The organism is Streptomyces sp. NPDC048142 (assembly GCF_043202835.1).
In the GTDB taxonomy this organism is placed as follows: Bacteria; Actinomycetota; Actinomycetes; order Streptomycetales; family Streptomycetaceae; genus Streptomyces.
Map to the genome: position 1 here is coordinate 155,168 of NZ_JBIDBC010000008.1, position 23,574 is coordinate 178,741.

The window sequence follows — 23,574 nt, forward strand, 5'->3', positions numbered from 1 at the left end:
ATTCACTGGTCAATGTGCCCAGCAGATCGCCATGATGGCCGCACTATCTGTACAGGGTGACCATCGAAGGCGGAGTCATGGCGATCGATCATCTGGACGGGCGGCTCATCGTGCTCCTGGCGCGCGAACCGCGGATCGGCGTCCTGGAAGCATCCCGGCGGCTCGGGGTGGCACGCGGGACCGTGCAGGCACGGCTGGACCGCCTTCAGTCGAATGGCGTCATCCGGGGATTCGGCCCCGACGTGGATCCCGCGGCGCTCGGCTACCCGGTCACCGCGTTCGCCACGCTGGAGATCAAGCAGGGCCAAGGGGCCGACGTACGGACCCACTTGGGCGGCGTACCGGAAGTGCTGGAGCTGCACACCACCACCGGACACGGCGACATGCTCTGCCGGCTCGTCGCCCGCTCCAACGCCGATCTCCAGCGGGTGATCGACCGGGTTGTCGGATTTGATGGCATTGTCCGGGCCTCCACGGCGATCGTCATGGAGAACCCGGTTCCGCTGCGGATCATCCCGCTGGTGGAACAGGCGGCCGAGGACACCGACCACCCCGGGGGCCCGGGGCGTTATTGACGTTATTGAGCCGAAGGAGTGCCGTGTGAGCTTCTGGGAGTATCTGAACACCCGCCACCAGCAGCTTCTCACGGACGCGTTCCAGCACGTCAGCGCGGTCTTCCAGTGCATGGTCATCGCTACCGTGCTGGGCGTGGTCATCGGGGTGGTGAGCTACCGCAGCGGCTGGGGCGGCTCGCTCGCCATCACCTCCACGTCGACGATCCTCACCATTCCGTCCCTCGCCGCGATCGGTCTGCTGATCCCGCTGGTCGGCCTGGGCGTGACACCGACCGTGATCACCCTGACCCTGTACGGGCTGCTGCCGATCGTCCGGAACTCCATCGTGGGGCTGCGGGGCGTCGATCCGTCGCTGGTCGACGCGGCGACGGGCATCGGGATGTCGCGGCCGGCGCGGCTGTGCCGGGTGGAGCTGCCGCTCGCCTGGCCGCCGATCCTGACCGGGATCCGGGTCTCCACCCAGATGCTGATGGGGATCGCCGCCATCGCCGCGTACGCCTCCGGGCCCGGCCTCGGCAACGAGATCTTCCGGGGCATCGCCTCGCTGGGCAGCGCCAACGCGATCAACCAGGTCCTCGCGGGCACGCTCGGCATCGTCGTCCTCGCCCTGCTCTTCGACGCCGCGTACGTCCTGCTGGGACGGCTGACCATCCCGAGGGGGATCCGTGCCTGAGACCGGGACCGAGACTGTCCGGGGGGACGAGCGCGCCGCCGCCTCCGGGGCCACCATCCAGCTGGAGAACCTCAGCAAGAGCTACCCGGGCAACCCGAATCCGGCCGTCGACAACGTCTCGATGGAGATCAACGCGGGCGAGACCGTGGTCTTCGTCGGGCCGTCCGGCTGCGGGAAGTCCACCACCCTGAAGATGATCAACCGGCTGATCGAGCCGACCTCGGGCCGCATCCGGATCGACGACGAGGACGTCACCGACATCGACCCGGTGAGACTGCGCCGCAAGATCGGTTACGCCATCCAGTCCTCCGGCCTCTTCCCGCACATGACGGTCGCGGACAACATCGCGCTGGTCCCGAAGATGGTCGGCTGGTCCAGGTCCCGGGTGAACGACCGGGTGGAGGAAATGCTCGACCTGGTGGGCCTGGACCCGCGCGAGTTCCACGGCCGCTACCCGCGCCAGCTCTCCGGCGGGCAGCAGCAACGCGTGGGCGTGGCGCGGGCGCTGGCCGCCGATCCGCCGGTGCTGCTGATGGACGAGCCGTTCGGGGCGGTCGACCCGATCACCCGCGACCACCTCCAGGACGAGCTGATCCGGCTCCAGCACGAGCTGCACAAGACGATCGTGTTCGTCACCCATGACTTCGACGAGGCGATCAAGCTCGGCGACCGGATCGCGGTGCTGCGGGAGCGTTCGCACATCGCGCAGTTCGACACCCCGGAGGCGATCCTCACCAACCCGACGGACGACTTCGTCTCCGGCTTCGTCGGCGCGGGCGCGGCCCTCAAGCGCCTCAACCTCACGCGCGTACGGGATGTGGGCATCGCCGACTTCCCGACGGTCACGGTCGAGGACCCGCTCCAGACGATCTTCAACACACTGCGCAACGGCCCGCACAACGAGCTGCTGATGCTGGACCGCAGGAACCGCCCGTACAAGTGGCTGCGGCGCGGTGACCTGATGCGGGCACGCGGTTCGCTGGCGCGGGCCGGGCAGCTGGTGCACGACACGGTGACCCGGGACGCCACGCTGCACGACGCGCTGGAGGCGGTGCTGACCGACAGCGGGGGCCGGGTCGCGGTGACCGGGCGGCGCGGCGAGTTCATCGGGGTCGTCGACATGAAGACGCTGATGGACAGCGTGCAGGAGCTGCTGGAGGCCGACCGGCTGACCGCGATGGAGCACCAGCACCGGCTGGAGGAGCTGCGCGTCCACCAGACGGAGCAGGAGCTGGAGGGGGGTGGCGGCGGCCGATGAGTCCCAGCCGGCCGGCCCGTCCCGGCAAGGATCCGTCCCCGACCCGGCCACCGGGCGAGCACGACGTCAAGGGGCACGCGTTCCACGACGAGGAGAGCGATCCCGCCCCCGGCCCGGCCGCGCCGGAACGCCGGTTCACCTGGCGGAAGCTGGTGGTCCTGCCGGCGGTGCTGGCGGTCGTCCTGGTCGTCACCTACGTGTGGATCACCACCATCCACCTGGACTCGATCGCGGAGAACTCGCTCTCCGGCGGCAACGTGCAGCTGCGCTGGTGGCAGCACGTGCGGCTGACGGCGATCTCCACGTTCTGGGTGCTGATCATCGCGATCCCGCTCGGCATCGCGCTGACCCGGCAGCGGCTGCGGAAGGCGGCCCCGGCGTTCACGGCGCTGGCCAACATCGGGCAGGCGACCCCGGCGATCGGTCTGCTGGCGCTGCTGGTGATCTGGCTGGGCATCGGCCCGCGGACCGCGATCATCGGCATCGTGATCTACGCGGTGCTGCCGGTGCTCTCCAACACGGTGGCGGGGCTGCGGGCGATCGAGCCGAACATGATCGAGGCGGCACGCGGGATGGGGATGTCCGGCCGGGGCGTCCTGATGAAGGTGGAGCTGCCGCTCGCGGTGCCGCTGATCCTGGCGGGGGTGCGGACGGCACTCGTCCTGAACGTCGGCACGGCGACGCTCGCGACGTTCGGCGGGGGCGGCGGGCTGGGCGACCTGATCACCTCGGGGATCCAGACGCAGCGGATGCCGGTGCTGGTCATCGGCTCGGTGCTGACGGTGGTGCTGGCACTGCTGGTGGACTGGCTGGCCTCGCTGGCCGAACTGGCGCTGACGCCGCGCGGGCTGGAGGAGCGATGAGGAGGAGGACGACGACGTACGGATCGCGGCGCAGGACCTTCGCGACCGGCGGCACGGCCGGGCCCCTGGCGCCTGCCCCGACCCGGTCCCTGACTCCGGCCCTGACGCTGGTGCTGGCCCTGGCGCTGCTCCTGGGCGGCTGCGGACTCAAGAGCGGTTCGCCGATGGTGGACGACGTGTCGCCGGGGTCGGTCGGGCAGGGCGAGCCGCTCAAGGGCGCGACGCTGACCGTGACCTCGAAGAACTTCAGCGAGAACATCATCCTGGGCCAGATGACCGGCCTGGTGTTCAAGGCGGCCGGGGCGGAGGTCCTGGACCGGACGAACCTGCCGGGTTCGATCAGTGCGCGCGAGGCCATCATCAACGGCGACGCCGACGCGCAGTGGGACTACACCGGCACCGGCTGGATCACCTTCCTCGGCCACGCGGACCCCATCGTCGACCCGCACGAGCAGTACGAGGCGGTGCGGGACGAGGACCGGGCCAACGGGGTGGTCTGGCTGCCGCCGGCCCCGCTCGACAACACGTACGCACTGGCCATCAGCAAGAAGAACAACGCCACGTACAAGCTGAAGAACCTCTCGGACGTGGCGGCCCTCGCGAAGAGGGACCCGGGCGCGGTGACGATCTGCGTGGAGAACGAGTTCGCCTCCCGCGACGACGGGCTGCCCGGCATGCAGAAGCGGTACGGGATGAGCATCCCGGCCGCCAACATCCAGAAGATGGACGCCGGGATCATCTACACCCAGGTCTCCGAGTCCGACTCCTGCCTGCTGGGCGAGGTGTTCACCACCGACGGGCGCATCGAGGCCATGAACCTGGACGTCCTGGCGGACGACAAGAGCTTCTTCCCCAACTACAACGCCTCCCCGGTCATCCACGAGGCCACCTTCGAGGAGTACCCGGTGATCGCGGAGCTGCTGGACCCGCTCGCGAAGAAGCTGACGACCGAGGTCGCGCGAACGCTGAACGCCAAGGTGGATGTGGACGGCGAGGACCCGCACGAGGTGGCGAAGGACTGGCTGGTGGCGGAGGGGTTCATCAAGGAGGGGTGAGTTACGAAGAGCCGTTGCAAAGAATCCCTTGCAAAAAAGCCTTGCAAAGCATTCTTTGCATCCCTATCGTCGAGTCATGCCAGAGAACGAGGACGTCCGCCCCTACCGCTACGACGGCACCGACCGGAAGATCCACAACGTCGACGCCCGCACCTTGCGGGCCATCGCGCACCCGCTCCGGATCCGGCTGCTGAAAGCGCTGCGCGAGTTCGGCCCCGCCACCGCCTCCAAGCTCGGCGAACGGCTGGGCGAGTCGAGCGGCGCGACCAGCTACCACCTGCGCCAACTGGCCGAGTCCGGCATGGTCGAGGACGCCCCGGAACTGGGCAAGGGCCGCGAGCGCTGGTGGCGGGCGGTCCACGACGGCTCGACCGTCGAGAGCACAGATTTCCGGACGCACGCCGACCCGGAGGTGCGCGGGGCCATCAACTTCCTCCTCCACGAGACGGCCACGAGCCACGCCCAGGAGCTGAACACCTGGCTGGGCACGATGGACGACTGGCCGGAGGTGTGGCAGCGGAGCTGGGACATGAGCGACTTCAAACTGCGGCTCACTCCCGAGCTCGCCCTGGAGCTGTCCCGGAAGGTCCACGAACTGATGGAGAGCTACCTGGGCGTCGTCCCCGAGGACACCGAGGGATCGGCCGTCGTCCGCACCCACCTGCACACCTTCCCGCGCTCCTCCGAATGAGCGACGCGCCGCCAACCGCCCCCCGCTCGAAGGGAATCGCCTTATGCACGCCGACGTACACCACCTCCTGCACGCCGCCCGCGCGTCGGAACTCCACGGCGAGGCAGCGGCGTTCCGCCTCCCCCGCACCCGGCTGCGCACCCGGGTCGGCTGGGCCCTGGTCGAGGCGGGCCTGCGGCTGACGGTCGAGAGCCGGGAGACGGCCGCCACCGCGCCCCGCACCGCCGCCTTCCGTACCGCGTGACGGCCCTACGACCATCCCGGGGGAAAGCGCCATGGGGAACCGCACCCCGCTCGCCGCCACGCTCGCGGCCAACTCCATATCCACCGCCGGTACTTCACTGACCCTGATCGGTGTCCCCTGGTTCGTCCTGGAGACCACCGGCAGCGCGGGCCGGGCAGGCGTCGTCGCGTTCTGCGCGACCCTGCCGATCGTCGTCGCCGCGCTGGTCGGCGGACCGGTCATCGACCGGATCGGCCGCCGCCGGGTCGCCATCGCGTCCGACGCCGTGTGCGCGTCGGCCATCGCCGCGATCCCGCTGCTGCACTTCGCCGGCGCCCTCGACTTCTGGATGCTGTGCGCGCTGATGGCACTCAACGGGTTCGCCCACACCCCGGGCAACACCGCGCGCTACGTCCTGATCCCGGATCTGGCCGAGCACGCCGGCACCACGCTCCCCCGGGCCGCCAGCCTCTTCGACGCGGTCTCACGCGGGGCCCGGATGGCCGGCGCGGCGCTGGCCGGGGTCCTCATCGCCTTCGTCGGCGCGGAAACGGTCCTGCTGCTGGACGCGGCGACGTTCGGGCTGTCCGCACTGCTGATCGCCACAGGGGTAAGGGGAGTGCGCGCGGCCGAGCCGCGGAAGGCGGAGGCCCCGGTCTCGCTGCGCGCCTACGGCACCGAACTCCGCGAAGGGTACGCCCACTTGCTGGGCAACCGGCTGTTGCTGGCGATCGTGGTCATGGTGATGTTCATGAACGGCATCGACCAGGGCTGGAACGCGGTGCTGCTCCCCGTGCACGCCGAGGGCGAGCTGGGCGGCGCGACCGCCATCGGGCTGCTCACCGCGATGTTCGGGGCGGGCGGGCTGATGGGGGCCCTGCTGTACGGGGCGGTGGGGCACCGGTTCTCGCGCCGGACGGTGTTCACGGTGTGCGTGATCCTGTGCGGCGCGCCGAGGTTCGTGGTCGCCGCGGTGACCGGGACGGCGCTTCCGCTCGCGGTCACCATGCTGCTGGCCGGGATCGCGGGCGGCGTGCTGAACCCGATCCTGACGACGGTGATCTACGAGCGCGTGCCCGACCGGCTGCGCAGCCGGGTCTCGGGGGCGCTGACGGCGGGCTGCGAGTTCGCGATGCCGCTGGGCGGGCTCGCGGCCGGGCTGCTGGTGGAGGGCGTGGGGGCGACGGGGGCGCTGCTGGCGATGGGCGGGGTCTTCTTCCTGGCCACGCTGTGCCCGCTGGTGTTCCCGTCCTGGCGGACGATGGACGACACGCCGGGGGCGGCGGTGGGGGAGCCCTCCGGGCCGCCGGGGCCGGACGCGGGGAAGCCTTTCGCACGGCCGAGGCCGGACACCGGGAAGACCTCCGCGCCGCAGCAGGTCAGCAGGCCGGTACCTTCCCGCCCGTCTCCAGGGCCTTGAGCGAGCTGACCGCGTCCTTCAGCGTGGTGACGGGCACGATCCGCAGCCCGTCGGGCCGCTCGGCCTCCGCCTGGGCGCACTCGGCCTTCGGGACGAGGAAGACGGTCGCCCCGTCGCGGTGGGCGGCCTGCGTCTTCATCGACACCCCGCCGACCGCGCCGACCTTCCCGTCCGCGCTGATCGTTCCCGTACCGGCGATGGTGCGGCCGCCGGTGAGACCGCCGCCGGAGCCGTCGCCGTCGAGCTTGTCGATGATGCCGAGGGAGAGGAAGAGACCGGCGCTGGGGCCGCCGATGTCGCCGAGGTCCACCTCGACCCGCATCGAACCGGGCTCGCGGTCCAGGTAGTTCAGGGCGGCGTCGACGGCGACGTCCTGCGACTCCTTCATGTCGTCGAGGTTGTGCCGCTCGATCTCCTTCTCGGAGCCGCCGGTGGGGTAGACGGAGTCGCGCGGCATGACCGCCCGGTCCGCACGGAACCAGCCGTCGATCACGTCACCGATACGGACGTCCGCCTTCGGCCCGGTGGCGAGGATCGTCGTCATCCGCAGCTGCCCGTCGGTCGGCCGGGTGGACGTGCCGGTGATGGTGATCACCGGCCGCCCGTCGTCCTTGCCGAGCACATCCGAGGTCACCCCGGGCCGCGCCAGGGTGAACGGCAGCGGCGCGAGGACCGTCGTACCGAACAGGGCGAGGACGGGCAGCGCGCAGAGGGCGAGGACGCGGGGGCGCGAGAGACGAGTGAGCACCCACCCAATCTAACCGGCGCGCCCGGACGGGAACGCGCCAGGCGCACGCCGCCCACGCCGCCCTCGCCGCCTGCGCGAGGACGGCCACTCCCGCCCTGAACGCGTACGCGGCCCTGGACTCGTACGGCGGCCCTGGACTCGTACGCGGCTACCGCAGCGCGTCGGCCACTTCCCGGGCGGCGTCGAGCACGCGGGGCCCGACCCGTTCCGGTACGGCGTCGGCGAGCATGACGACACCGACGCTGCCCTCCACGCCCGAGACCCCGACCAGCGGCGCGGCCGCCCCGCTGGCCCCGGCTTCGAGTTCGCCGTGGGTGAGGGTGTAGCCGGGGTGCCCGGCCTCCGTCGCCTGCCGGGCGGACAGGATGGCCCGGCCCGCCGCGCCCCGGTCCAGCGGATGCCGGAAGCCGGCCCGGTAGGCGACGTGGTAGTCGGTCCAGGTGGGCTCGACGACGGCGACCGCGAGGGCGTCGCTGCCGTCGACGAGCGTGAGGTGGGCGGTGGCCCCTATGTCCTCGGCCAGGGAGCGCAGCGCGGGCAGCGCGGCTTCCCGGACGAGCGGGTGCACCTGTCTGCCGAGCCGCAGCACACCGAGGCCGACCCGGGCGCGGCCGCCCAGGTCACGGCGCACCAGGGCGTGCTGCTCCAGGGTGGCGAGCAGCCGGTAGACGACGGTCCGGTTGACACCGAGTTTGTTGGACAACTCGGTGACGGTCAGGCCGTGATCGGTGTCGGCGAGCAGTTTGAGGACACGCAGTCCTCGGTCGAGCGTCTGGGAAGTCTCCGCTGTCACGACGCCCTCTCCTCTTCGGGTGAGCGACGACGGTCCCGCTCCGGAGGTTGCGACGCCGGTCCCAGCGGCGACGCACGGAGAGGCCGCCGGTCTGGCAAAGGCACCGGCTGCGCTCCGCGGCGGCGCTGCCACGGGGCGTTCATATGCCGGGGACAGTAGCGAGCCAGTCCGCTCAGCGGAAGTCCTCGTCCAGAATCCGGTCTCCGGACAGGGAGCCACGGCATGGCCCCCGGATAAGGGCCGGTCAACGGGGGCGGCGTCCGGTAAGCGAACATCTACGCGCGTTCACGTGTCACGACACCTCTGCGGCGACCCGTCCACAGATGCGAACCATCGTTAACAGTGTGTGAACGGCCCCGGAGAAATTTCCCGCAACCGACCACCGGAAACGTCACCGCACCTCGCCCCGAAACATCGCCGTGCTGCCCGGGAACGCCACCGTACGGCCCGGAACGCCATCGGCCCGTACGAAGGAGGGAACCTCCGTACGGGCCGGCGAAGCGGGAACGCCCCGGGATCACGTCATCCGGGTCGCCCACTCCTGGACCTTCACGATGCGCTGCTGGATCTGGTGGGCCGTCGCCTCGGCGCTCGGCGGGCCGCCGCAGACCCGGCGGAGCTCGGTGTGGATGACACCGTGGGGCTTGCCGCTCTGGTGGGTGTAGGCGGAGACCATGGTGTTGAGCTGCTTGCGCAGGCTCAGCAGCTGCTTGTGGGTGACCACGGGCCGGGCGTCGGCCGGCTTCTCCAGGAGGTCGGCCTCCTCGGCCGGCTTCTGGCGGCTGTGCGCGATCTGCCGGCTCTGCCGCTTCTGGAGAAGGAGCTGCACCTGGTCCGGTTCGAGGAGCCCCGGGATGCCGAGGTAGTCCTGCTCCTCCTCGGAACCGGGGTGGGCCTGCATGCCGAACTCGGCGCCGTCGTACAGCACCCGGTCGAAGACGGCGTCGGACTCCAGCGCCTCGAAGGGCAGCTGCTCCTCGGTCTCCTCGTCCTCCAGCTTCTCCGCGTCGGCGAGGAGCTTGTCCTCCTCGGAGAACGGGTTCTCCTCGTCGCTGCCCTTCTTCGGCTTGTCGAGCACGTGGTCGCGCTCGACCTCCATCTCGTTGGCGAAGTCGAGGAGCATCGGGATCGTCGGTACGAAGACGGAGGCCGTCTCACCACGCCGGCGGGAGCGCACGAAGCGCCCGACGGCCTGGGCGAAGAAGAGGGGCGTCGAGATGGTCGTCGCGTACACGCCGACGGCCAGGCGCGGCACGTCGACCCCTTCGGACACCATCCGCACCGCGACCATCCAGCGCGACTCGTCCGCGCTGAACTTGTCGATCTTCTTGGAGGCGGCCTTCTCGTCGGAGAGGACCAGGGCCGGCGTCTCGCCGGTGACCTTCTTGAGGATCTTGGCGTACGCGCGTGCCGACTCCTGGTCGGTCGCGATGACGAGGCCGCCCGCGTCGGGGATGCCCTTGCGGACCTCGGTGAGCCGCTTGTCGGCGGCGGAGAGCACATTGGGGATCCACTCGCCGGTGGGCGCCAGCGCCGTGCGCCAGGCCTGCCCGATGGCGTCCTTGGTCATCGGCTCGCCGAGCCGGGCGGCGATCTCGTCGCCGGCCTTGGTGCGCCAGCGCATGTTGCCGCTGTAGCTGAGGAAGATGACCGGGCGGACGACGCCGTCGGCGAGCGCGTTGCCGTAGCCGTAGGTGTAGTCGGCGGAGGAGCGGCGGATGCCGTCGTTGCCCTCCTCGTACGCGACGAAGGGGATCGGGTTGGTGTCCGACCGGAACGGCGTACCGGTCAGCGCGAGCCGCCGGGTCGCCGGATCGAACGCCTCCTGGCAGGCCTCGCCCCAGGACTTCGAGTCACCGGCGTGGTGGATCTCGTCGAGGATCACGAGCGTCTTGCGCTGCTCGCAGCGGTTGCGGTGCAGCATCGGACGGACGCCGACACCGGCGTACGTCACGGCGACCCCGTGGTAGTCCTTGCTCAGCGGACCGGCGCTGTAGTCGGGGTCGAGCTTGATCCCTATCCGCGCGGCCGCCTCCGCCCACTGCTTCTTGAGGTGCTCGGTCGGGGCGACGACGGTGATCTGCTGCACGACATGGTGGTGCAGCAGCCACGACGCGAGGGTCAGCGCGAACGTGGTCTTGCCGGCGCCGGGCGTCGCGACGGCGAGGAAGTCGCGCGGCTGCTCCTGGACGTACCTCTCCATGGCACCCTGCTGCCAGGCTCGCAGCTTGCCGGCGGTGCCCCAGGGGGCGCGGCCGGGAAAGGCGGGTGAGAGGTGGTGGGAGGCGGTGGTAGTAGTCACGGTCTCCGGTTCGGGGCTCTCGGGTACGTGGGGCGCTGTCGGCACCGGACCGGGCCGGTTCGTCCCGGCCCGCGATACGACAACCGGGCCACCTTACCGGTGGCCCGGTTGAAACCTGCTACGAACAAGCCGCGCCGACGCCCGACGAGACCGTGTTCACATCGCGTCGCGCAGCGCTCTCAGCCGCTCGGCGATCCGGTCCACATCCTCAAGGCTTCCCATGGCCACTTCGATGACGAGTTTGTACGCCTCGTCCTGGTCAACCTCGACCATCTCGGTTCCGTTGATGTCGAGGAACACGACCGTGGACATCCACGCCATACGCTTGTTGCCATCGACGAGGGGGTGGTTCACCGCCAGCGACTGCAACAGCCCGGCGGCCTTCTGGAACAGATCGGTGTACGCCTCGACACCGAACATCTGCGACTGTGGCCGATGAACCGCCGAACTGAGCAGCCCCAGATCGCGCACCGCGACCTGCTGCCCCCCACAGGCGAGCTCCGCCAGGTCCAGGACTTCCTGAACCGTCAGGTATTTCACTACTCCCCCAGCCTCCGCAGCAGATCAGCGTGGCGCACCGCGTACTTCGCACCGAGCCGGCGAACCGACTCCCGGTCGGCCTCGACCTCCAGATAGCGGTCGATGGCCTGAAGCACTATGGCGTGCATGCTCCGCCCCTCCTGCTCGGCACGGAGCTTCAGCGCCTCTTGCTGGTCCTCGCGTATACGCAGGTTCATAGCCATACCAATAAGGTACCACCTGTGGGGCCAAAGCAGTACCGCTATCGCTCCCGCACCCGGGTCGCCACCCAGGCCCCCACCACCGCCACCCCCGCCATCGGCAGGAACACCGCGGCGAACGCGCCCGGGTGCGAGCCCGACGTCCCCGACGCCACCGCCCCGTGCGCGGCCGCGCCCACCGCCCCGCCGCCGAGCGCCGCGAAGGCCGCGCCGCCGGTGGCCAGGAGCAGCACGTTGGAGAGCCCGTCGGAGATCTGGAGGGCGGCGGAGTTGGAGCCCGCCTCCTCGGGGGCCGACAGCTTCAGCAGCAGCACGCTGGTGGAGGCGATCACCATGCCCATCCCGAAGCAGCCGAAGGCCCAGGCGACGGCGACGATCCAGACCGGGACCCCCTCGATCAGCACGGAGGGCGCGACGGCGATCGAGGCGGCGACGAGCACCATGCCGCTGACCATCAGCCGCTCCCGGTGCGCTTCCATGCGCGGCCGGGACTGTACGTACGAACCGAGCGCCCAGGTCGCCCCGCCCACGGCCAGCGAGAGCCCGGCCATCGTCGGGGACAGCCCTCGCTGGGTGACCAGCATCAGCGGTACGAAGGACTCGGCGGCGATGAACGATCCGGCGGCGATCCCGCGCAGCAGGACCACCGAGGGCAGCCCGCGCCCCGCCCGTACGGTCCCCTTGGGCAGCAGTCCGCGGACGGCCGGCACCAGCAGGGCGACGCCGAGAGCGGCCGGCAGGAGGGCGAGCCAGTTCAGCTCCTGCCCCGCGTACTGGAGCAGCCCCGCCCCGGCCGAGATCCCCAGCGCGAGCCGGATCCGGCGGCGGTCGTACGGCTCGGTGGCGGCCTCCGGGTCCGCGGGCCCGGAGGCCGTCCGCCGGATCGCCGGGAGGGCCAGCACGAGCGGGACCACGATGAGGACGGGAATGCCGACGAACACCCAGCGCCAGCCGAGGTGCTCGGTCACCGTCCCGGAGGCGAGCGGCCCGACGACGGAGGGGATCACCCAGCTCGCCGCGAAGGCGGCCAGGATCGCGGGCCGGATGTGCTCGGGGTAGGCCCGCCCGATGACCACGTACAGGGCGACGATCACCAGCCCGCCGCCGAGGCCCTGGACCGCCCGGCCCGCGATGAAGATCCACATGCTGGTGGCCGCCCCGGAGAGCAGCAGACCGGCGCCGAAGGCGGTGATCCCGGTGGCGAGCGGCTGGAGCGGCCCGCGCCGGTCGGCCCACTGTCCGGAGAGGACCATGGCGAAGAGGCTGGTGGTGAAGTACGCGGAGAAGGCGAACGCGTAGAGAGGGATCCCGTTCAGCTCGCGGGCGACCACCGGCATGGCCGTGCCGACCGCCGTGGCCTCGAACGCGATGAGGAACACCACGGAGACGATGCCGATGCTCAGCGCCCGGTAGCTGCGCCCGAGGACCCCCTCGGCGGCCGCGAGAGGGACTCCGGACAGCGGGTCCGGGGAGGAGGCGTCGGTCACGGTCGGCGCGAGGCGCGCGGTATCGGTGCCGTCACGCGGTTCGAGGGCGGTCATGGCCCAAGAGTAAGAGGCATGGAGCGGTTTGAACCCTGTCTTTGTGCGGCCCCGCACTCGGCCCTTGGTCGTAGGTCCCGAGCCCCGGGTGTGACCGGCGTGTGGCCGTCGCCTGGCGGCCCGGCCGGGCTTCCCGAGGCGGTGGACGGCGGCCCGTGGCGTCATGGACAGCGAGGAACGGACGGCGAGGTACGGGCAGCAGAGGAACGCGGCAGGAGAACAGCGACGCGCAGCACCACCACACCCGACCGTGTGTCCGCGTGGGCGTACGGGCCGAGCGCGGCTCACGCCTTGAGCGCGTCCAGCACCTCGTGCGCATCACTGAGCAGGTCGCCCTGGTACGGAGTCAGATCGGGAACGTCGACCTCACCCTCCGGATAGTCGTCGTCGCCGTCGTACGTCGTCGAGACGGACATACCGAGCGTCATGACGACGCCGCCGTCCCGCACGGCCACCAGCGAGGACTGGTCGTCCCTCGTCACCAGATAGGCGCTGTCCCCGAGACCGGGGATTCCCTCCACCTCGGCGACTTCGTTCCCGAAGGGGTCCGCCTCCGTGCTCAGCGCCTCGAATTCGGGCCCCGGATCGGTCTCCTTGTGCAGTTCGACCCTCATCGACACGGAGACCTGGACGGACCACCCGTCCCCCCGCTCCTCCTCGGAGACCTCGAAGGGAGCGAGCGAGACCGCGCAGTCGACCCGGTCGATGGCAGGATGCTCGACCCGCCCCGACAGCTCGGTCGGCTCACTCTCCGCCTTCCCGACGGATCCGGAGAGCGCCTTGAGCTGCATCGCGACACAGGGCTTCTCCCCCAGCCGGTACCCCCGCAGATCCGGCTTCCCCTCGCCGAACCCGTACCCGAACACCGCCGCCGCCCACACCGCGGAAGCCACCAGTGCTCCGGCGGCGGCCCACAGCAGCCCCGCCCCGTAGCGCCGTCCGGCCGCGGGCTTCCGGTCGAACCCGCTCACCGCCTCCGCGGGCTCGCCCGGTTCGAACTCCCCCACCATCTCCGGCTCGGATATCACGCCGGCCCCCCTCCTGGTCAACGGCTACGGCAGAGACCGCATACCGGGGTCCAGCTTCTCAAGGAGGCCGCTGTCGCCCTCTCCCGCCCTTGGCCTCGGCGGCTGCGTCCGCGAACTCCTTGGCGGTCCCGCCGACGAACGCCTTGGTGACCCCGGCGTCGAGGCCCTCCCCGTTCGCCTTCGCCTTCATCCCGTCAGAGGCTCGGGTGGCGAGCTTGTCCAGATTGGCCGCCCTATCCGACCAGTCGTCGGCCGCGGCCTTCAGCTTCCCCGACGGGGCTTCGACGATGTCCTCGTCATGCAGCGTGCGCGCGGGCCCCCGAGCCCTACTTCAGGTACTCCGAGAGCTTGGAGACCGGCACCAGATCCCCGCCGATCTTCACGTCGTCCTTCGCGTGCTGGGCCTTGGTGTAATCCAGGTGGTTCGAAATATGCGCACAGGAATCCAGCAGCGTCTTGAGCTGGGTCTGCCAGCGGTCGTGCACCTTGAGCACCGCCGAACCGCTCGTGAAGTTGCCGTTGGTGAGCGCGATCGCCGCGTCGAAGGTGGCCGGACGGGCGTGGTCACCGTCCTTCGACAGCCTCGTCCTGAGCTCATAGGCGTCATTCCCGACAGCGCCGAGGTCGTCCCGGTTCACCACCAGGTCGGGTGCGCCACCCCCGCCGCCCTCGGCCGGAGCGCTGTTGACCTGCATGGCTCTTCGTTCGGCCGCCGCCGAGCGCAGTTCGGCCCATTCCTTCTCGAATGTCACGTGTTCCCTCGGGTATCGCCGTGCGGACAGCCTCCGCGGCAACCGTACGGTCGCGAGCACGGGGCGGGCGAGTAGGAACTGAGCCTTTGTCCGGGCAGAAACGCACCGCCGCCGAGCCGGCCTTCGGGTCACCCCTTGGGCGTCGCCACCGCCGCCTGGGGCCTGATGGGCAGGCGGTTCACCGGGCGGCCCGTCGCCGAGCGGACCGCCGAGGCGACCGCTGCGGGGGCCGTGACGACCGGGACCGCCGAGGCGGGCTTGGCGCCGAAGGGGGCTACCACGTCGCGTTCCTCGACCAGTTTCACGATCCGGATGTCCGGGGCGTCCAGCGAGGTGGGGAGCGCGTAGCCGGTCAGGTCGGGGTGGCGGATCAGGCCGCGGGCGGTGCGGAGGTTCTCGGTGAGGGCCGCGCCGATGCCCTGGGTGATGCCCGCCTCGATGCGGATCGCCAGCTGGGCCGGGTTCAGGACGCGGCCGACGTCCTGGGCGACCGCCATCTCGACCACCCGGACGGAGCCGAGCTCGATGTCGACGTCGACCACCGCCCGTACCGCGCAGAACGCGAGGCCGACGAACGCGTCGCCCTGGCCGGACTCGTCCAGCGGTTCCGTGGGATGGGGGCGGCACTGGGCGGTGGCCCAGAGTTCCTTGCCGTCCAGCTCCTCCGTGACGGTGGTGGAGAGCACACCGTCGTACGAGGTGATCTTGCCGTCGGCGATCTGGAGCAGCTCCGTGGACATGCCGAACTTGTGGGCCAGCGGCTGGAGGAGCTGGGTGCGGACCATCTTCGCCGCGCGCTCCACCGCCCCGCCCGACACCCAGGTGTGACGGCCGTGCGTCGCCGGGCCCGCCGGGGGCTGGTCGGTGTCGACGGCGGCCACATGGACCTCTTCGATGCCCAGGGTCTCCTGGACGACCTGGCGGGCCAGCGTGGTGAAGCCCTGGCCCGTCTCCACCGCCGCGCAGATCACCGTGGCCACACCGTCGTGGACCCGGACCGTGGCCGTGGAGACCTCGTCCGTGCCCTCGGCGCCCAGCATGTGGACCATGCCCAGGCCGTAGCCCACGCCCCGGCGCACCGCGCCGGGCTCCCCCGCGCCCTCGGGGCCGCCCGGCAGCAGCCAGTCGTCCTGCGGGGCGTCCTTGGGAAGGGCGGGGAGGGGGTAGTCGCGGACGGCCTGGAGCAGTTCGGCCACCGGGGCCGGGCAGGTGACCGTCTGGCCGGTGGGGAGGATGTCGCCCGTCGACAGCGTGTTGCGCAGGCGCAGTTCGGCCGGGTCGATGCCCAGCTTCGCGGCCAGCTTGTCCATCTGGCCCTCGTACGCCGCGCAGACCTGCATCGCGCCCTCGCCGCGCACATGGCCCGAAGGCGGGTTGTTCGTCCGGACCGCCCAGCCCTCGATGAAGGCGTGCGGGACGACGTACGGGCCGCAGGCGAAGGCCACGGCCGCCGCCAGGGACTCCGAGGAGGCGTCGGCGTACGCGCCGGCGTCCAGCAGGATCTGGGCCTCCACCTTGACCAGCCGGCCCTCCGCGTCCGCGTGGTGGCGGTAGCGCAGGAGCGTGGGGTGGCGGTGGGTGTGGCCGAGGAAGGACTCCTCGCGGCTCGCGGCCAGCTTCACCGGGCAGCCGGTGCGCAGCGCGAGCAGGCCCAGCGGGATCTGGAAGCCGGGGTCCTCGCGGTCGCCGGTCGCGCCGGGCACCCCGGTCACGACGACCTTGACCCGGTCGGGTTCCAGGCCGAAACAGGCGGCGATCAGGTCGCGGTCGGTGTGCGGGTCGGTGGAGGCGGTGTAGATCTCCACGCCGCCGTCCGGGCGGGGCACGGCGAGGCCGGCCTCCGCACCGATCGGGGCCGGGTCCTGGCGGCCGATGCGGTACAGGCCCTCGACGACGACCTCGCCCGCCGCCTCCGCGTCGCCGTAGCGCAGCGGGATGTGCCGGATCAGGTTGCCGTCGGGGTGCAGGGGCTCCGCCGCGAACGCCTGCTCCGGGTCCGTGACCGGCTCCAGCACCTCGTACCGTACGGCGATGGCGGCGGCGGCCAGCCGTGCGGTGTCCGGGTGGTCGGCGGCGACCGCGGCGATCGGCTCGCCGTGGTGGCGGACCAGGTCGGAGGCGAACACCGGGCGGTCCACCACATGGCGGCCGTAGTTGCGGTCCCCCGGCACGTCCTCGTGCGTGACGACCGCGCGCACCCCGGGCATCTCCTCGGCACCCGAGGTGTCGATGGACACGATCCGCGCGTGCGGGTGCGGGGAGCGCAGCACGGCCGCCCACAGCAGGCCCTCGGCCCAGAGGTCGGCGGCGTACGGGAAGGTGCCCTCGGTCTTCGCGCGGGCGTCGGCGGCCGGCAGCGAGGCGCCGAGGCCCAGCAGGGGCTGCTCCTGGTCCGGGCCGGAACCCGTGCCCGGTCCGCCCATGGCGTCGATCCTGGGCAGACCGGTGCTGGTCGCGTTGGCCGCGGTGGCCGCGTCGCCGCTCACGCCGCCTCCTTGTCGTTCGCGTGGTGCTGCTGTCGTACGGCGGGACCGGGGGCGTGCCTCACAGCGCCTCTCCCTCGTGCGGGTGGGGGCCCTGCTGCACGCCGCCGGCGCCCGGCTCGGCCTGATGCGGGATGCGCGCCTCGTCCTGGACCGCCGTGGCCGCCTCGGCGCTCGCCTCACGGGCCGCGACGACGTCCGCGACCGCGTCGAGCACGCCCCGGTAGCCGGTACAGCGGCAGAGGTTGCCGCAGAGGGCCTGACGGGTCTCCAGCTCGCTGGGGGCGTGGTTGCCCTCCAGCAGGTCATGGACGGTCATCGCCATGCCGGGGATGCAGAAGCCGCACTGGACGGCTCCGCAGGCGGACAGGGCCCGCTGGACGTCGGACGGTTCGCCGTCGACGGCCAGGCCCTCGACCGTACGCACCTCGCTGCCCGCCGCCGTGGCCGCGGGGACCAGGCAGGAGGCGACCAGCCGGCCGTCGACCTGGACGTTGCAGGCGCCGCACTCACCCTGCGAGCAGCCGTCCTTGGCCCCGGCCAGGCCGAGGCGCTCGCGGAGCACGTAGAGCAGGGACTCGCCGATCCAGGCGTCGCTGACCGGGCGGTCCATGCCGTTCACATGGAGCAGGTAGGACGCGGAGGGGTGCTCGCTCGGTGCGTCGAGGAGGACGGGGGCGGGGGCGGCGTCCGGGGCTGCCTCCGGGATCGCGTCCGGCGTTGCTTCCGGGGTCGCGTCCGGGGCTGTGCCGGGGACCGCTTCGGGACCCGCGTCGGCGTCGGGAGCCGCCTCGGGTGCCGTGTCGGGTTCCTCGGCGGTGGGGCCCTCGGTGCCGGTGGCGGCGGTGGCGGTGTCGGTGTCGGTCTGTGCGTCCGTCGCCGCCCCGGCCGTCTCTGGCTGGACCGTCTCTGCCGCCGGAGCTGCCGGTTCGTCCGTCGCCGGTTCCGGGGTCTCCTCCGTTACGGGTACGGGGGCGGTTTCCGGTTCCGGTGTGGCCCAGGGGGCGGGAGCGCCGCCGGGCAGCGTTGCCGGGCGGGCGCTGTCGGCGTACCACTGCGGGGTGTGCGCCGAGGCCAGGAACTCGCCCGATTCGTCCGGGAGATCCCCGTCCGCCACCGGGATCGTCCACTGGCCGGTGTGACCCGTGGGGCCGGAGTGGCCGGTTCCGCCCGCGGCCGCCGGGGCTGCTTCCGGGCCGGCCGACTCCGGGGCCGTCGGCGTCTCGCCGAAGGCCTCGGTGAAGTTCCACTGGGCCGTGGCGTGCGAGGTGTCCTGGTAGGGGCCCTGGTATCCGCCCTGCCCGCCCTGCTGGTTCGGGTCCGGCCAGTGGACCACGCCGGACTCCTGGGCGGCGGCGGTCTCCTGGGCGGCGGCAGCCTCCTGGGCGCGCTGCTCGGCCTGCGCCTGCTGGCTCTGCGTCCGCACCACCCAACTGCCCGTCGCCGCCGGGTCCAGGCCGGCGGCCGGGGTCAGCGGCAGGATCATCGGGGGGACGTACCCCTGGCCGGGCGCGGCCAGCGGGATGTTGGCCAGGTCCTCCGGCGGGAGCTGGACGAACGCGGTGGCGTCGGCGTCGTACTCACCGTTCTGCGGGGTCGGCAGCCAGGCTCCGTACCGCGGATCCGGTCCGCCGGAGCCGCCCTGCCCGTCCTGCGGCCCGTACTGCCCGTGCTGGTCGGGGGATTCCTCATTGCTCACGACAGTGCCCTCCCCAGCGCGCGTCGGGCGAGCGCGGCGACGGTGCGCCGCAGGTGCAGTACGGCCGGGGACAGCGGCGGTGCCTCCGAGCCGTCGGCCGGTGGTGCGTGGTCCGGGACGCAGGCCGCGGCGACGTACTCGCCGAAGGCGGCCAGCGCGGCGGGGGCCAGGCCCCGCTCGCCGTCCCAGTCGATCAGCGAGGCGATCCAGCGCTCCGCCTCCAGCGGGCGCAGCGGCATCGGGGCGATCGCGCCGACCGCGCAGCGCACGCCGCGGCGGGCCGGATCCAGGACGACGGCGACCGAGGCGGTGGCACGGCCGGGACCGGTGCGGCCGGTGGCCTTCAGGAACACCTGCGGGGCGTGCAGCAGCGGTACGCGGACGAAGCCGATCAGCTCCGCGGGCTCCAGCAGTTCACGGCCGGCCAGCAGGTGGGAGACGGGGATCTCGCGGCGGGCGCCGCCGGGGCCCGCGATGACGAGCTCGGCCTCCAGCGCGGCCAGCACCGGCAGGGCGTCGCCGGTGGGCGCGGAGGTGACGATGTTGCCGCCGAGGGTGCCGGCGTTGCGGATCTGGGGCGGACCCGCGGCGCGGGCGGAGGCGGCGAGGGCGGGGATGAGGGCGGCGAAGTCGGGGCGGCCCATGCGGGCGTGGGTGAGTCCGGCGCCGAGCAGCGCGTGGCCGTCCTGGTAGTGCCAGCCGCGCAGCTCGCTGATCCGCCCGAGGCCGACCAGCCCCGAGGGGCGCAGCAGCCCCTTGTTGACGGCTGCCATCAGGTCCGTGCCCCCCGCGACCGGAACGGCTGCGGGCATGGCGCCGAGTGCCGCCACGGCCTCGTCCAACGAGGCCGGCAGCGTCACCGATTGCATCGCCTGCGGTGCGTGCGTGGTCAACCCAGCTGCCCCTTCCCGGTCTCCCGGCTGTCCCGCCTGTTCCGCCGTACGGTACGTGTTCACAGCCCGGACGTGGCAACTCTGGCACATCTTCCGATCGGACCGGCGCGAGGGTCCGCGAAGGGTGGATCCGTCCCTGACCTGCGGGATGTTCCGGTTTCGCACTTCTTCGGCGGGGAGGGTGAATTGCCACTCTTCAGCGAGGTTTGTACGACTTATACGGTTCGCACCCTCGCTCCGGCGCGCGTCGGCAGGGCTGTTGGCCCCGGACGCGGGCCGGCCGCAGCGGTCCCGGAGGACGGCTGCGGCCGGCGGGCCGGGCTCGGGGTCACACCACCGGTGGCACCACGTCGAGCGGGCGGCCGAGGATGCCGGGGCGCTGCTGCCGGGGGTACGGACCCGTCGGCGGGCGGTAGTCGACGCCGAGGGCGTCGAGCCGGGCGTAGTGGGCGCTCATCCGGGCGTCGAAGGCGGCGAAGTCCCGGTCGGCCGGGGCGGGCAGGGCGGACCAGGCGACCTCGGCGAAGGCGGCGAGGCGTGGGAAGACCTGGTAGTCGACGCGGGCCCGGTTCTGCATGACCTCGGTCCAGACGTTGGCCTGGGTGCCCAGGATGTGACGGGCCGCCTCCTGGCTCAGGCCCGGCGGGACGGGCTCGAAGCGGTAGACGTCCTCCAGGGTCCGGACGTATCCGATGGGCATGGGTTCGTCGGGGCCGCCGTCCTGACGGTGGTCCAGATACACCTGCTGCTCGGGGCACATGACCACGTCGTGCCCGGCCTCGGCGGCCGCGATGCCTCCGGCGTAACCGCGCCAGGAGGAGACCGCGGCCCCTTCGGCGAGGCCGCCTTCGAGGATCTCGTCCCAGCCGATGAGGCGGCGGCCCCGGTCGGCGAGCCAGGCGTCGAAGTGCCGGATGAACCAGGACTGGAGTCCCTCCTCGTCCTTGACGCCGAGTTCGGCGATCCGGGCCTGGGCGAGCGGGGACTGCTTCCACTGGTCCTTGGGGCACTCGTCGCCGCCCATGTGGACGAACGGCGAGGTCCCGGCGGGGAAGAGTTCCAGCACCTCTTCCAGGACGCCTTCGAAGAAGCGCAGGGTGTTGTCAGTGGGGGCGAGTACGTTCGGATTGACGCCCCAGGTGTCCCAGACGGAGAGGGTGGTGGTGTCGATGACGTCGGTGTTGCCCAGTTCGGGGTATGCGCTGATGGCGGCCTGCGAGTGGCCCGGGATGTCGATCTCGGGGACGACCCGGATATGCCGCTCGGCGGCGTGGGCGACGATCTCGCGGATGTCGTCCTGGGTGTAGAAGCCGCCGTGGGGGGTCTCGTCCCACAGTTCGGAGGCGCGGTGGCCGTATTTGGTGCGCGAACGCCAGGAGCCCACCTCCGTCAGGCGCGGGTAGCGCTTGATCTCGATGCGCCAGCCCTGGTCGTCGGTGAGGTGGAAGTGGAAGACGTTCAGCTTGTGGGCGGCGAGCAGGTCCAGGTAGCGCAGGACGTCGTCCTTGGGCAGGAAGTGCCGCGAGACGTCGAGCATCAGACCGCGCCAGCCGAAGCGGGGTTCGTCCTCGACGACGACCGCCGGGACCTCCCAGGCGCGTCCCGGTGCGAGGGGCGCGCGCCGGAAGGCGTCCGGGCCGAGGAGCTGACGGAGGGTCTGCGCGCCCCGGAAGACGCCCGCCGCGCTGCCGCCGGTGATGCGTACGGCATCGGCGTCGACGGCGAGGCGGTATGCCTCGGGGGCCAGTTCCCCGTCGAGCGTCAGCACGATGCCGTGGTCGCCCGTGCCCTCGGTCAGGGGCAGTCCGGTGGCCGGGCCGAGCGTGGTGCGCAGCCAGCGGGCGACGCCCTCCGTGCCCGGTGCGGCGCTCAGCGGGGTCGCGCGGTTCAGCGCATACGGCCCGGAGGGGGCCGGGGTCAGGGTGCGCGGAGCGGGGATCAGACCGAGAGCCGCGGTGTTCACGGAGGCCGCCGCCGTCCTGTCCTCGGGTGTCATGACATCAGTCCTTTACCGCTCCGCCCAGTCCGGAGACGAGGCGTCGCTGTACGAGTACGAAGAAGACCAGTACGGGGATGGTCATCACCGTCGAGGCTGCCATGATCCCTCCCCAGTCGTTCTCGTCCGGTTTGAAGAAGACCAGCAGCGCCATCGGCAGCGTCGACTGGGAGGTGTCGCTGATGATGAACGACTTCGCGAACAGGAAGTCGTTCCAGGTGGTGATGAAGGAGAAGACGCTGGTCGCCACGAGGCCCGGGAAGACCAGCGGGAAGAGGATCTGCCACAGGAAGCGGGTGCGGCTCGCCCCGTCGATGCAGGCGGCCTCCTCCAGGGCTTCGGGGACGGCCTTGACGAAGCCGCGCAGCATCCAGATGGCGAACGGCAGCGAGAAGGCGAGGTGCGGCAGGATCAGCGAGCCGAGCGTGTTCAGCTGGCCGAAGTCCCGCATCAGGAAGAACAGCGGGATGGTCAGCGCCTCCACCGGCACCATCTGCGCGACCAGGAACATGATCAGCAGTGTGGTGCGGAACTTGAAGCGGAAGCGGGTCACGGCGGTGGCGGCCAGGAAGGCGATCAACGCGGAGAGGATGACGACCGTGCCCGCCACCAGCAGGCTGTTGAGGAAGTAGCGGCCGAAGTCCTGCTGGTCGAAGACCCGGCGGAAGGAGTCGAGCGAGGGGGCGAGCGTCCAGGGGCGGGCGTCGGTGGACTGGATCTCCCCGGCCGGTTTGAACGCGGAGAGCACCATCCAGTAGAGCGGGAAGGCGACCGCCACGGCGATGATCAGGGCGGCGGCCTCGGCGGCCAGCCTGCCGGGCCGCTTGACGCGCAGAAGCGTAAGCACGCTCACAGTTCCTCTCCCTGGCGGCGTACGAGACGCAGATAGACGAGCGTGACGGCCAGCAGGATCACCAGCATCACGACGCCGATCGCCGATCCGAGGCTGTACTGCGAGGACGCGAACGCCTTCTGGTAGGCGTACACGTTGAGCACCAGGTTCTGGCCGGCGATGCCGCCGCCGTTGGTCATGACGTAGATCTGGGTGAAGACCTTGAAGTCCCAGATGATCGACTGGATGGTGACGACGATCAGGATGGGCTTGAGCATCGGCGCCATGATGGTGCGCCAGATCCGCCACTGGGACGCGCCGTCCAGCGAGGCGGCCTCCAGCACTTCGGTGGGGATGGCCCGGATGCCCGCGTACACGGTGACCATCACGAACGGGAACGAGCACCACAGCACTTCGAGGAGGACGAGCGCGAAGGCGCTGTAGCGGCCGTACGTCCAGGAGAAGTCGCCGAGTCCCAGCACTCTGTTGACGGGTCCGAAGTCGGGGTCGAAGAGGAAGACCCAGACGGTGGAGCCGGTGATCGCGGGGGTGGCCCAGGCGCCGAGCGCGGCCATCATCAGCGCGAGCCGGGGCAGCGCGCGGATGCGGGTGAGCAGGACGGCGAGCGCGCAACCGACGAACAGGGTGGAGACCACGCAGGCCGCGGCGAACAGGACGGTGGCGAGGAGGACCTGCCAGAACTGGCTGTCGTCGAAGAGCGTGGCGTAGTTGCCCAGGCCCTTGAAGGTGGTGGGTTCGCCGCCGCTGACCTGGGCCTGGGTGTACTCCAGGAACGAGATCAGGCCGAGTTGGTAGATCGGGTAGACGAGCAGTCCGGCGAGCAGGACGAGGGCGGGCAGCAGGTAGAGCCAGGGGGTCCAGCCGGAGCGGTTCGCGGGTGGGAGCGACCGGCCGCGCCGGGGCGGGCGGACGGCCGGGGTGCCGCCGCCCGCCCCGGCCGCGCCCGTGGGCGGGGCCTTGAGCGGGGTGGTGGTGTGCGTGGTCATCG

General features: G+C 71.5%; 22 protein-coding genes and 1 pseudogene. 8 read left to right on the forward strand and 15 right to left on the reverse strand.

The window, feature by feature from the left end; genetic code table 11:
* Positions 1 to 77: 77 nt before the first annotated feature.
* The 8 genes from ACGF2Y_RS13490 (at position 78) to ACGF2Y_RS13525 (ending at position 6,758) form a co-directional block, all read left to right on the forward strand.
* Positions 78 to 575 carry an Lrp/AsnC family transcriptional regulator gene (locus ACGF2Y_RS13490; RefSeq protein ID WP_392946034.1) on the forward strand — a complete coding sequence of 166 codons (498 nt, stop codon included), beginning with the start codon at positions 78 to 80 and terminating at the stop codon, positions 573 to 575.
* A 25-nt stretch (positions 576 to 600) separates the two neighbouring features.
* Positions 601 to 1,248, forward strand: coding sequence for an ABC transporter permease (locus ACGF2Y_RS13495; protein ID WP_392946036.1), 648 nt, complete (start codon positions 601 to 603; stop codon positions 1,246 to 1,248).
* Positions 1,241 to 2,506: a betaine/proline/choline family ABC transporter ATP-binding protein gene (locus ACGF2Y_RS13500; protein WP_392946038.1), complete on the forward strand. Its 1,266-nt coding sequence runs from the start codon at positions 1,241 to 1,243 to the stop codon at positions 2,504 to 2,506. Before ACGF2Y_RS13495 ends, ACGF2Y_RS13500 begins: the two co-directional genes overlap by 8 nt.
* Positions 2,503 to 3,369, forward strand: a complete 867-nt coding sequence (locus ACGF2Y_RS13505; RefSeq protein WP_392946040.1) for an ABC transporter permease — start codon at positions 2,503 to 2,505, stop codon at positions 3,367 to 3,369. Before ACGF2Y_RS13500 ends, ACGF2Y_RS13505 begins: the two co-directional genes overlap by 4 nt.
* Before the next feature lie 164 nt (positions 3,370 to 3,533).
* A complete protein-coding gene (locus ACGF2Y_RS13510; protein ID WP_392946203.1) occupies positions 3,534 to 4,424 on the forward strand; it encodes a glycine betaine ABC transporter substrate-binding protein in 891 nt (296 codons plus the stop codon).
* Between the two features lie 76 nt (positions 4,425 to 4,500).
* Positions 4,501 to 5,115 carry an ArsR/SmtB family transcription factor gene (locus ACGF2Y_RS13515; RefSeq protein ID WP_392946042.1) on the forward strand — a complete coding sequence of 205 codons (615 nt, stop codon included), beginning with the start codon at positions 4,501 to 4,503 and terminating at the stop codon, positions 5,113 to 5,115.
* A gap of 43 nt (positions 5,116 to 5,158) precedes the next feature.
* A complete protein-coding gene (locus ACGF2Y_RS13520) occupies positions 5,159 to 5,359 on the forward strand; it encodes a hypothetical protein (RefSeq protein WP_392946044.1) in 201 nt (66 codons plus the stop codon).
* Positions 5,360 to 5,390: 31 nt separating this feature from the next.
* Positions 5,391 to 6,758, forward strand: a complete 1,368-nt coding sequence (locus tag ACGF2Y_RS13525) for an MFS transporter (RefSeq protein WP_392946046.1) — start codon at positions 5,391 to 5,393, stop codon at positions 6,756 to 6,758.
* Here the strand turns inward: ACGF2Y_RS13525 and ACGF2Y_RS13530 are convergent.
* The 15 genes and pseudogenes from ACGF2Y_RS13530 to ACGF2Y_RS13600 all read right to left on the reverse strand — a co-directional run bounded on the left by ACGF2Y_RS13530 (position 6,718) and on the right by ACGF2Y_RS13600 (position 23,572).
* Positions 6,718 to 7,506, reverse strand: coding sequence for a S16 family serine protease (locus ACGF2Y_RS13530; RefSeq protein WP_392946048.1), 789 nt, complete (start codon positions 7,504 to 7,506; stop codon positions 6,718 to 6,720). The two genes, ACGF2Y_RS13525 and ACGF2Y_RS13530, sit on opposite strands and share 41 nt — an antisense overlap.
* A 148-nt stretch (positions 7,507 to 7,654) precedes the next feature.
* Complete coding sequence (locus ACGF2Y_RS13535; RefSeq protein ID WP_006124906.1) at positions 7,655 to 8,299, reverse strand: IclR family transcriptional regulator; 645 nt, start codon at positions 8,297 to 8,299, stop codon at positions 7,655 to 7,657.
* A gap of 517 nt (positions 8,300 to 8,816) precedes the next feature.
* Positions 8,817 to 10,601, reverse strand: a complete 1,785-nt coding sequence (locus ACGF2Y_RS13540) for a DEAD/DEAH box helicase (RefSeq protein WP_392946050.1) — start codon at positions 10,599 to 10,601, stop codon at positions 8,817 to 8,819.
* Positions 10,602 to 10,757: 156 nt separating this feature from the next.
* Positions 10,758 to 11,141 (reverse strand): type II toxin-antitoxin system death-on-curing family toxin, encoded by a 384-nt coding sequence (locus ACGF2Y_RS13545; protein WP_392946052.1) that lies wholly within the window; start codon positions 11,139 to 11,141, stop codon positions 10,758 to 10,760.
* A complete protein-coding gene (locus ACGF2Y_RS13550; protein ID WP_032775118.1) occupies positions 11,141 to 11,338 on the reverse strand; it encodes a ribbon-helix-helix protein, CopG family in 198 nt (65 codons plus the stop codon). The genes ACGF2Y_RS13545 and ACGF2Y_RS13550 overlap by 1 nt, the downstream gene beginning before the upstream one ends.
* A 44-nt stretch (positions 11,339 to 11,382) precedes the next feature.
* Positions 11,383 to 12,882 (reverse strand): MFS transporter, encoded by a 1,500-nt coding sequence (locus tag ACGF2Y_RS13555; protein ID WP_392946054.1) that lies wholly within the window; start codon positions 12,880 to 12,882, stop codon positions 11,383 to 11,385.
* A gap of 284 nt (positions 12,883 to 13,166) precedes the next feature.
* The gene (locus ACGF2Y_RS13560) at positions 13,167 to 13,910 is read right to left on the reverse strand and encodes a hypothetical protein (RefSeq protein ID WP_392946056.1); all 744 of its coding nucleotides are present in this window, start codon (positions 13,908 to 13,910) and stop codon (positions 13,167 to 13,169) included.
* Between the two features lie 85 nt (positions 13,911 to 13,995).
* A pseudogene (locus ACGF2Y_RS13565) lies at positions 13,996 to 14,214 on the reverse strand (hypothetical protein); the annotation flags it as partial.
* Positions 14,215 to 14,236: 22 nt separating this feature from the next.
* Positions 14,237 to 14,662, reverse strand: coding sequence for a hypothetical protein (locus ACGF2Y_RS13570; protein ID WP_392946058.1), 426 nt, complete (start codon positions 14,660 to 14,662; stop codon positions 14,237 to 14,239).
* A gap of 128 nt (positions 14,663 to 14,790) precedes the next feature.
* Positions 14,791 to 17,148 carry a xanthine dehydrogenase family protein molybdopterin-binding subunit gene (locus tag ACGF2Y_RS13575; protein WP_392946060.1) on the reverse strand — a complete coding sequence of 786 codons (2,358 nt, stop codon included), beginning with the start codon at positions 17,146 to 17,148 and terminating at the stop codon, positions 14,791 to 14,793.
* A gap of 58 nt (positions 17,149 to 17,206) precedes the next feature.
* Positions 17,207 to 18,844 carry a 2Fe-2S iron-sulfur cluster-binding protein gene (locus ACGF2Y_RS13580; RefSeq protein WP_392946062.1) on the reverse strand — a complete coding sequence of 546 codons (1,638 nt, stop codon included), beginning with the start codon at positions 18,842 to 18,844 and terminating at the stop codon, positions 17,207 to 17,209.
* Positions 18,841 to 19,737, reverse strand: a complete 897-nt coding sequence (locus ACGF2Y_RS13585) for an FAD binding domain-containing protein (protein WP_392946064.1) — start codon at positions 19,735 to 19,737, stop codon at positions 18,841 to 18,843. The genes ACGF2Y_RS13580 and ACGF2Y_RS13585 overlap by 4 nt, the downstream gene beginning before the upstream one ends.
* A 328-nt stretch (positions 19,738 to 20,065) precedes the next feature.
* Complete coding sequence (locus ACGF2Y_RS13590) at positions 20,066 to 21,733, reverse strand: beta-N-acetylhexosaminidase (RefSeq protein ID WP_392946066.1); 1,668 nt, start codon at positions 21,731 to 21,733, stop codon at positions 20,066 to 20,068.
* A gap of 4 nt (positions 21,734 to 21,737) precedes the next feature.
* Positions 21,738 to 22,586, reverse strand: a complete 849-nt coding sequence (locus ACGF2Y_RS13595; protein ID WP_392946068.1) for a carbohydrate ABC transporter permease — start codon at positions 22,584 to 22,586, stop codon at positions 21,738 to 21,740.
* Positions 22,583 to 23,572: a carbohydrate ABC transporter permease gene (locus ACGF2Y_RS13600; protein ID WP_392946070.1), complete on the reverse strand. Its 990-nt coding sequence runs from the start codon at positions 23,570 to 23,572 to the stop codon at positions 22,583 to 22,585. The genes ACGF2Y_RS13595 and ACGF2Y_RS13600 overlap by 4 nt, the downstream gene beginning before the upstream one ends.
* Positions 23,573 to 23,574 lie beyond the last annotated feature (2 nt).

Excerpts from the sequence above, each read along its gene's own strand:
- ACGF2Y_RS13490 (WP_392946034.1), top strand. The coding sequence starts at position 78 with ATGGCGATCGATCATCTGGACGGGCGGCTCATCGTGCTCCTGGCGCGC.
- ACGF2Y_RS13505 (WP_392946040.1), top strand. The coding sequence starts at position 2,503 with ATGAGTCCCAGCCGGCCGGCCCGTCCCGGCAAGGATCCGTCCCCGACC.
- ACGF2Y_RS13510 (WP_392946203.1), top strand. The coding sequence starts at position 3,534 with ATGGTGGACGACGTGTCGCCGGGGTCGGTCGGGCAGGGCGAGCCGCTC.
- ACGF2Y_RS13515 (WP_392946042.1), top strand. The coding sequence starts at position 4,501 with ATGCCAGAGAACGAGGACGTCCGCCCCTACCGCTACGACGGCACCGAC.
- ACGF2Y_RS13520 (WP_392946044.1), top strand. The coding sequence starts at position 5,159 with ATGCACGCCGACGTACACCACCTCCTGCACGCCGCCCGCGCGTCGGAA.
- ACGF2Y_RS13525 (WP_392946046.1), top strand. The coding sequence starts at position 5,391 with ATGGGGAACCGCACCCCGCTCGCCGCCACGCTCGCGGCCAACTCCATA.
- ACGF2Y_RS13550 (WP_032775118.1), bottom strand. The coding sequence starts at position 11,338 with ATGAACCTGCGTATACGCGAGGACCAGCAAGAGGCGCTGAAGCTCCGT.
- ACGF2Y_RS13555 (WP_392946054.1), bottom strand. The coding sequence starts at position 12,882 with ATGACCGCCCTCGAACCGCGTGACGGCACCGATACCGCGCGCCTCGCG.
- ACGF2Y_RS13590 (WP_392946066.1), bottom strand. The coding sequence starts at position 21,733 with ATGACACCCGAGGACAGGACGGCGGCGGCCTCCGTGAACACCGCGGCT.
- ACGF2Y_RS13600 (WP_392946070.1), bottom strand. The coding sequence starts at position 23,572 with ATGACCACGCACACCACCACCCCGCTCAAGGCCCCGCCCACGGGCGCG.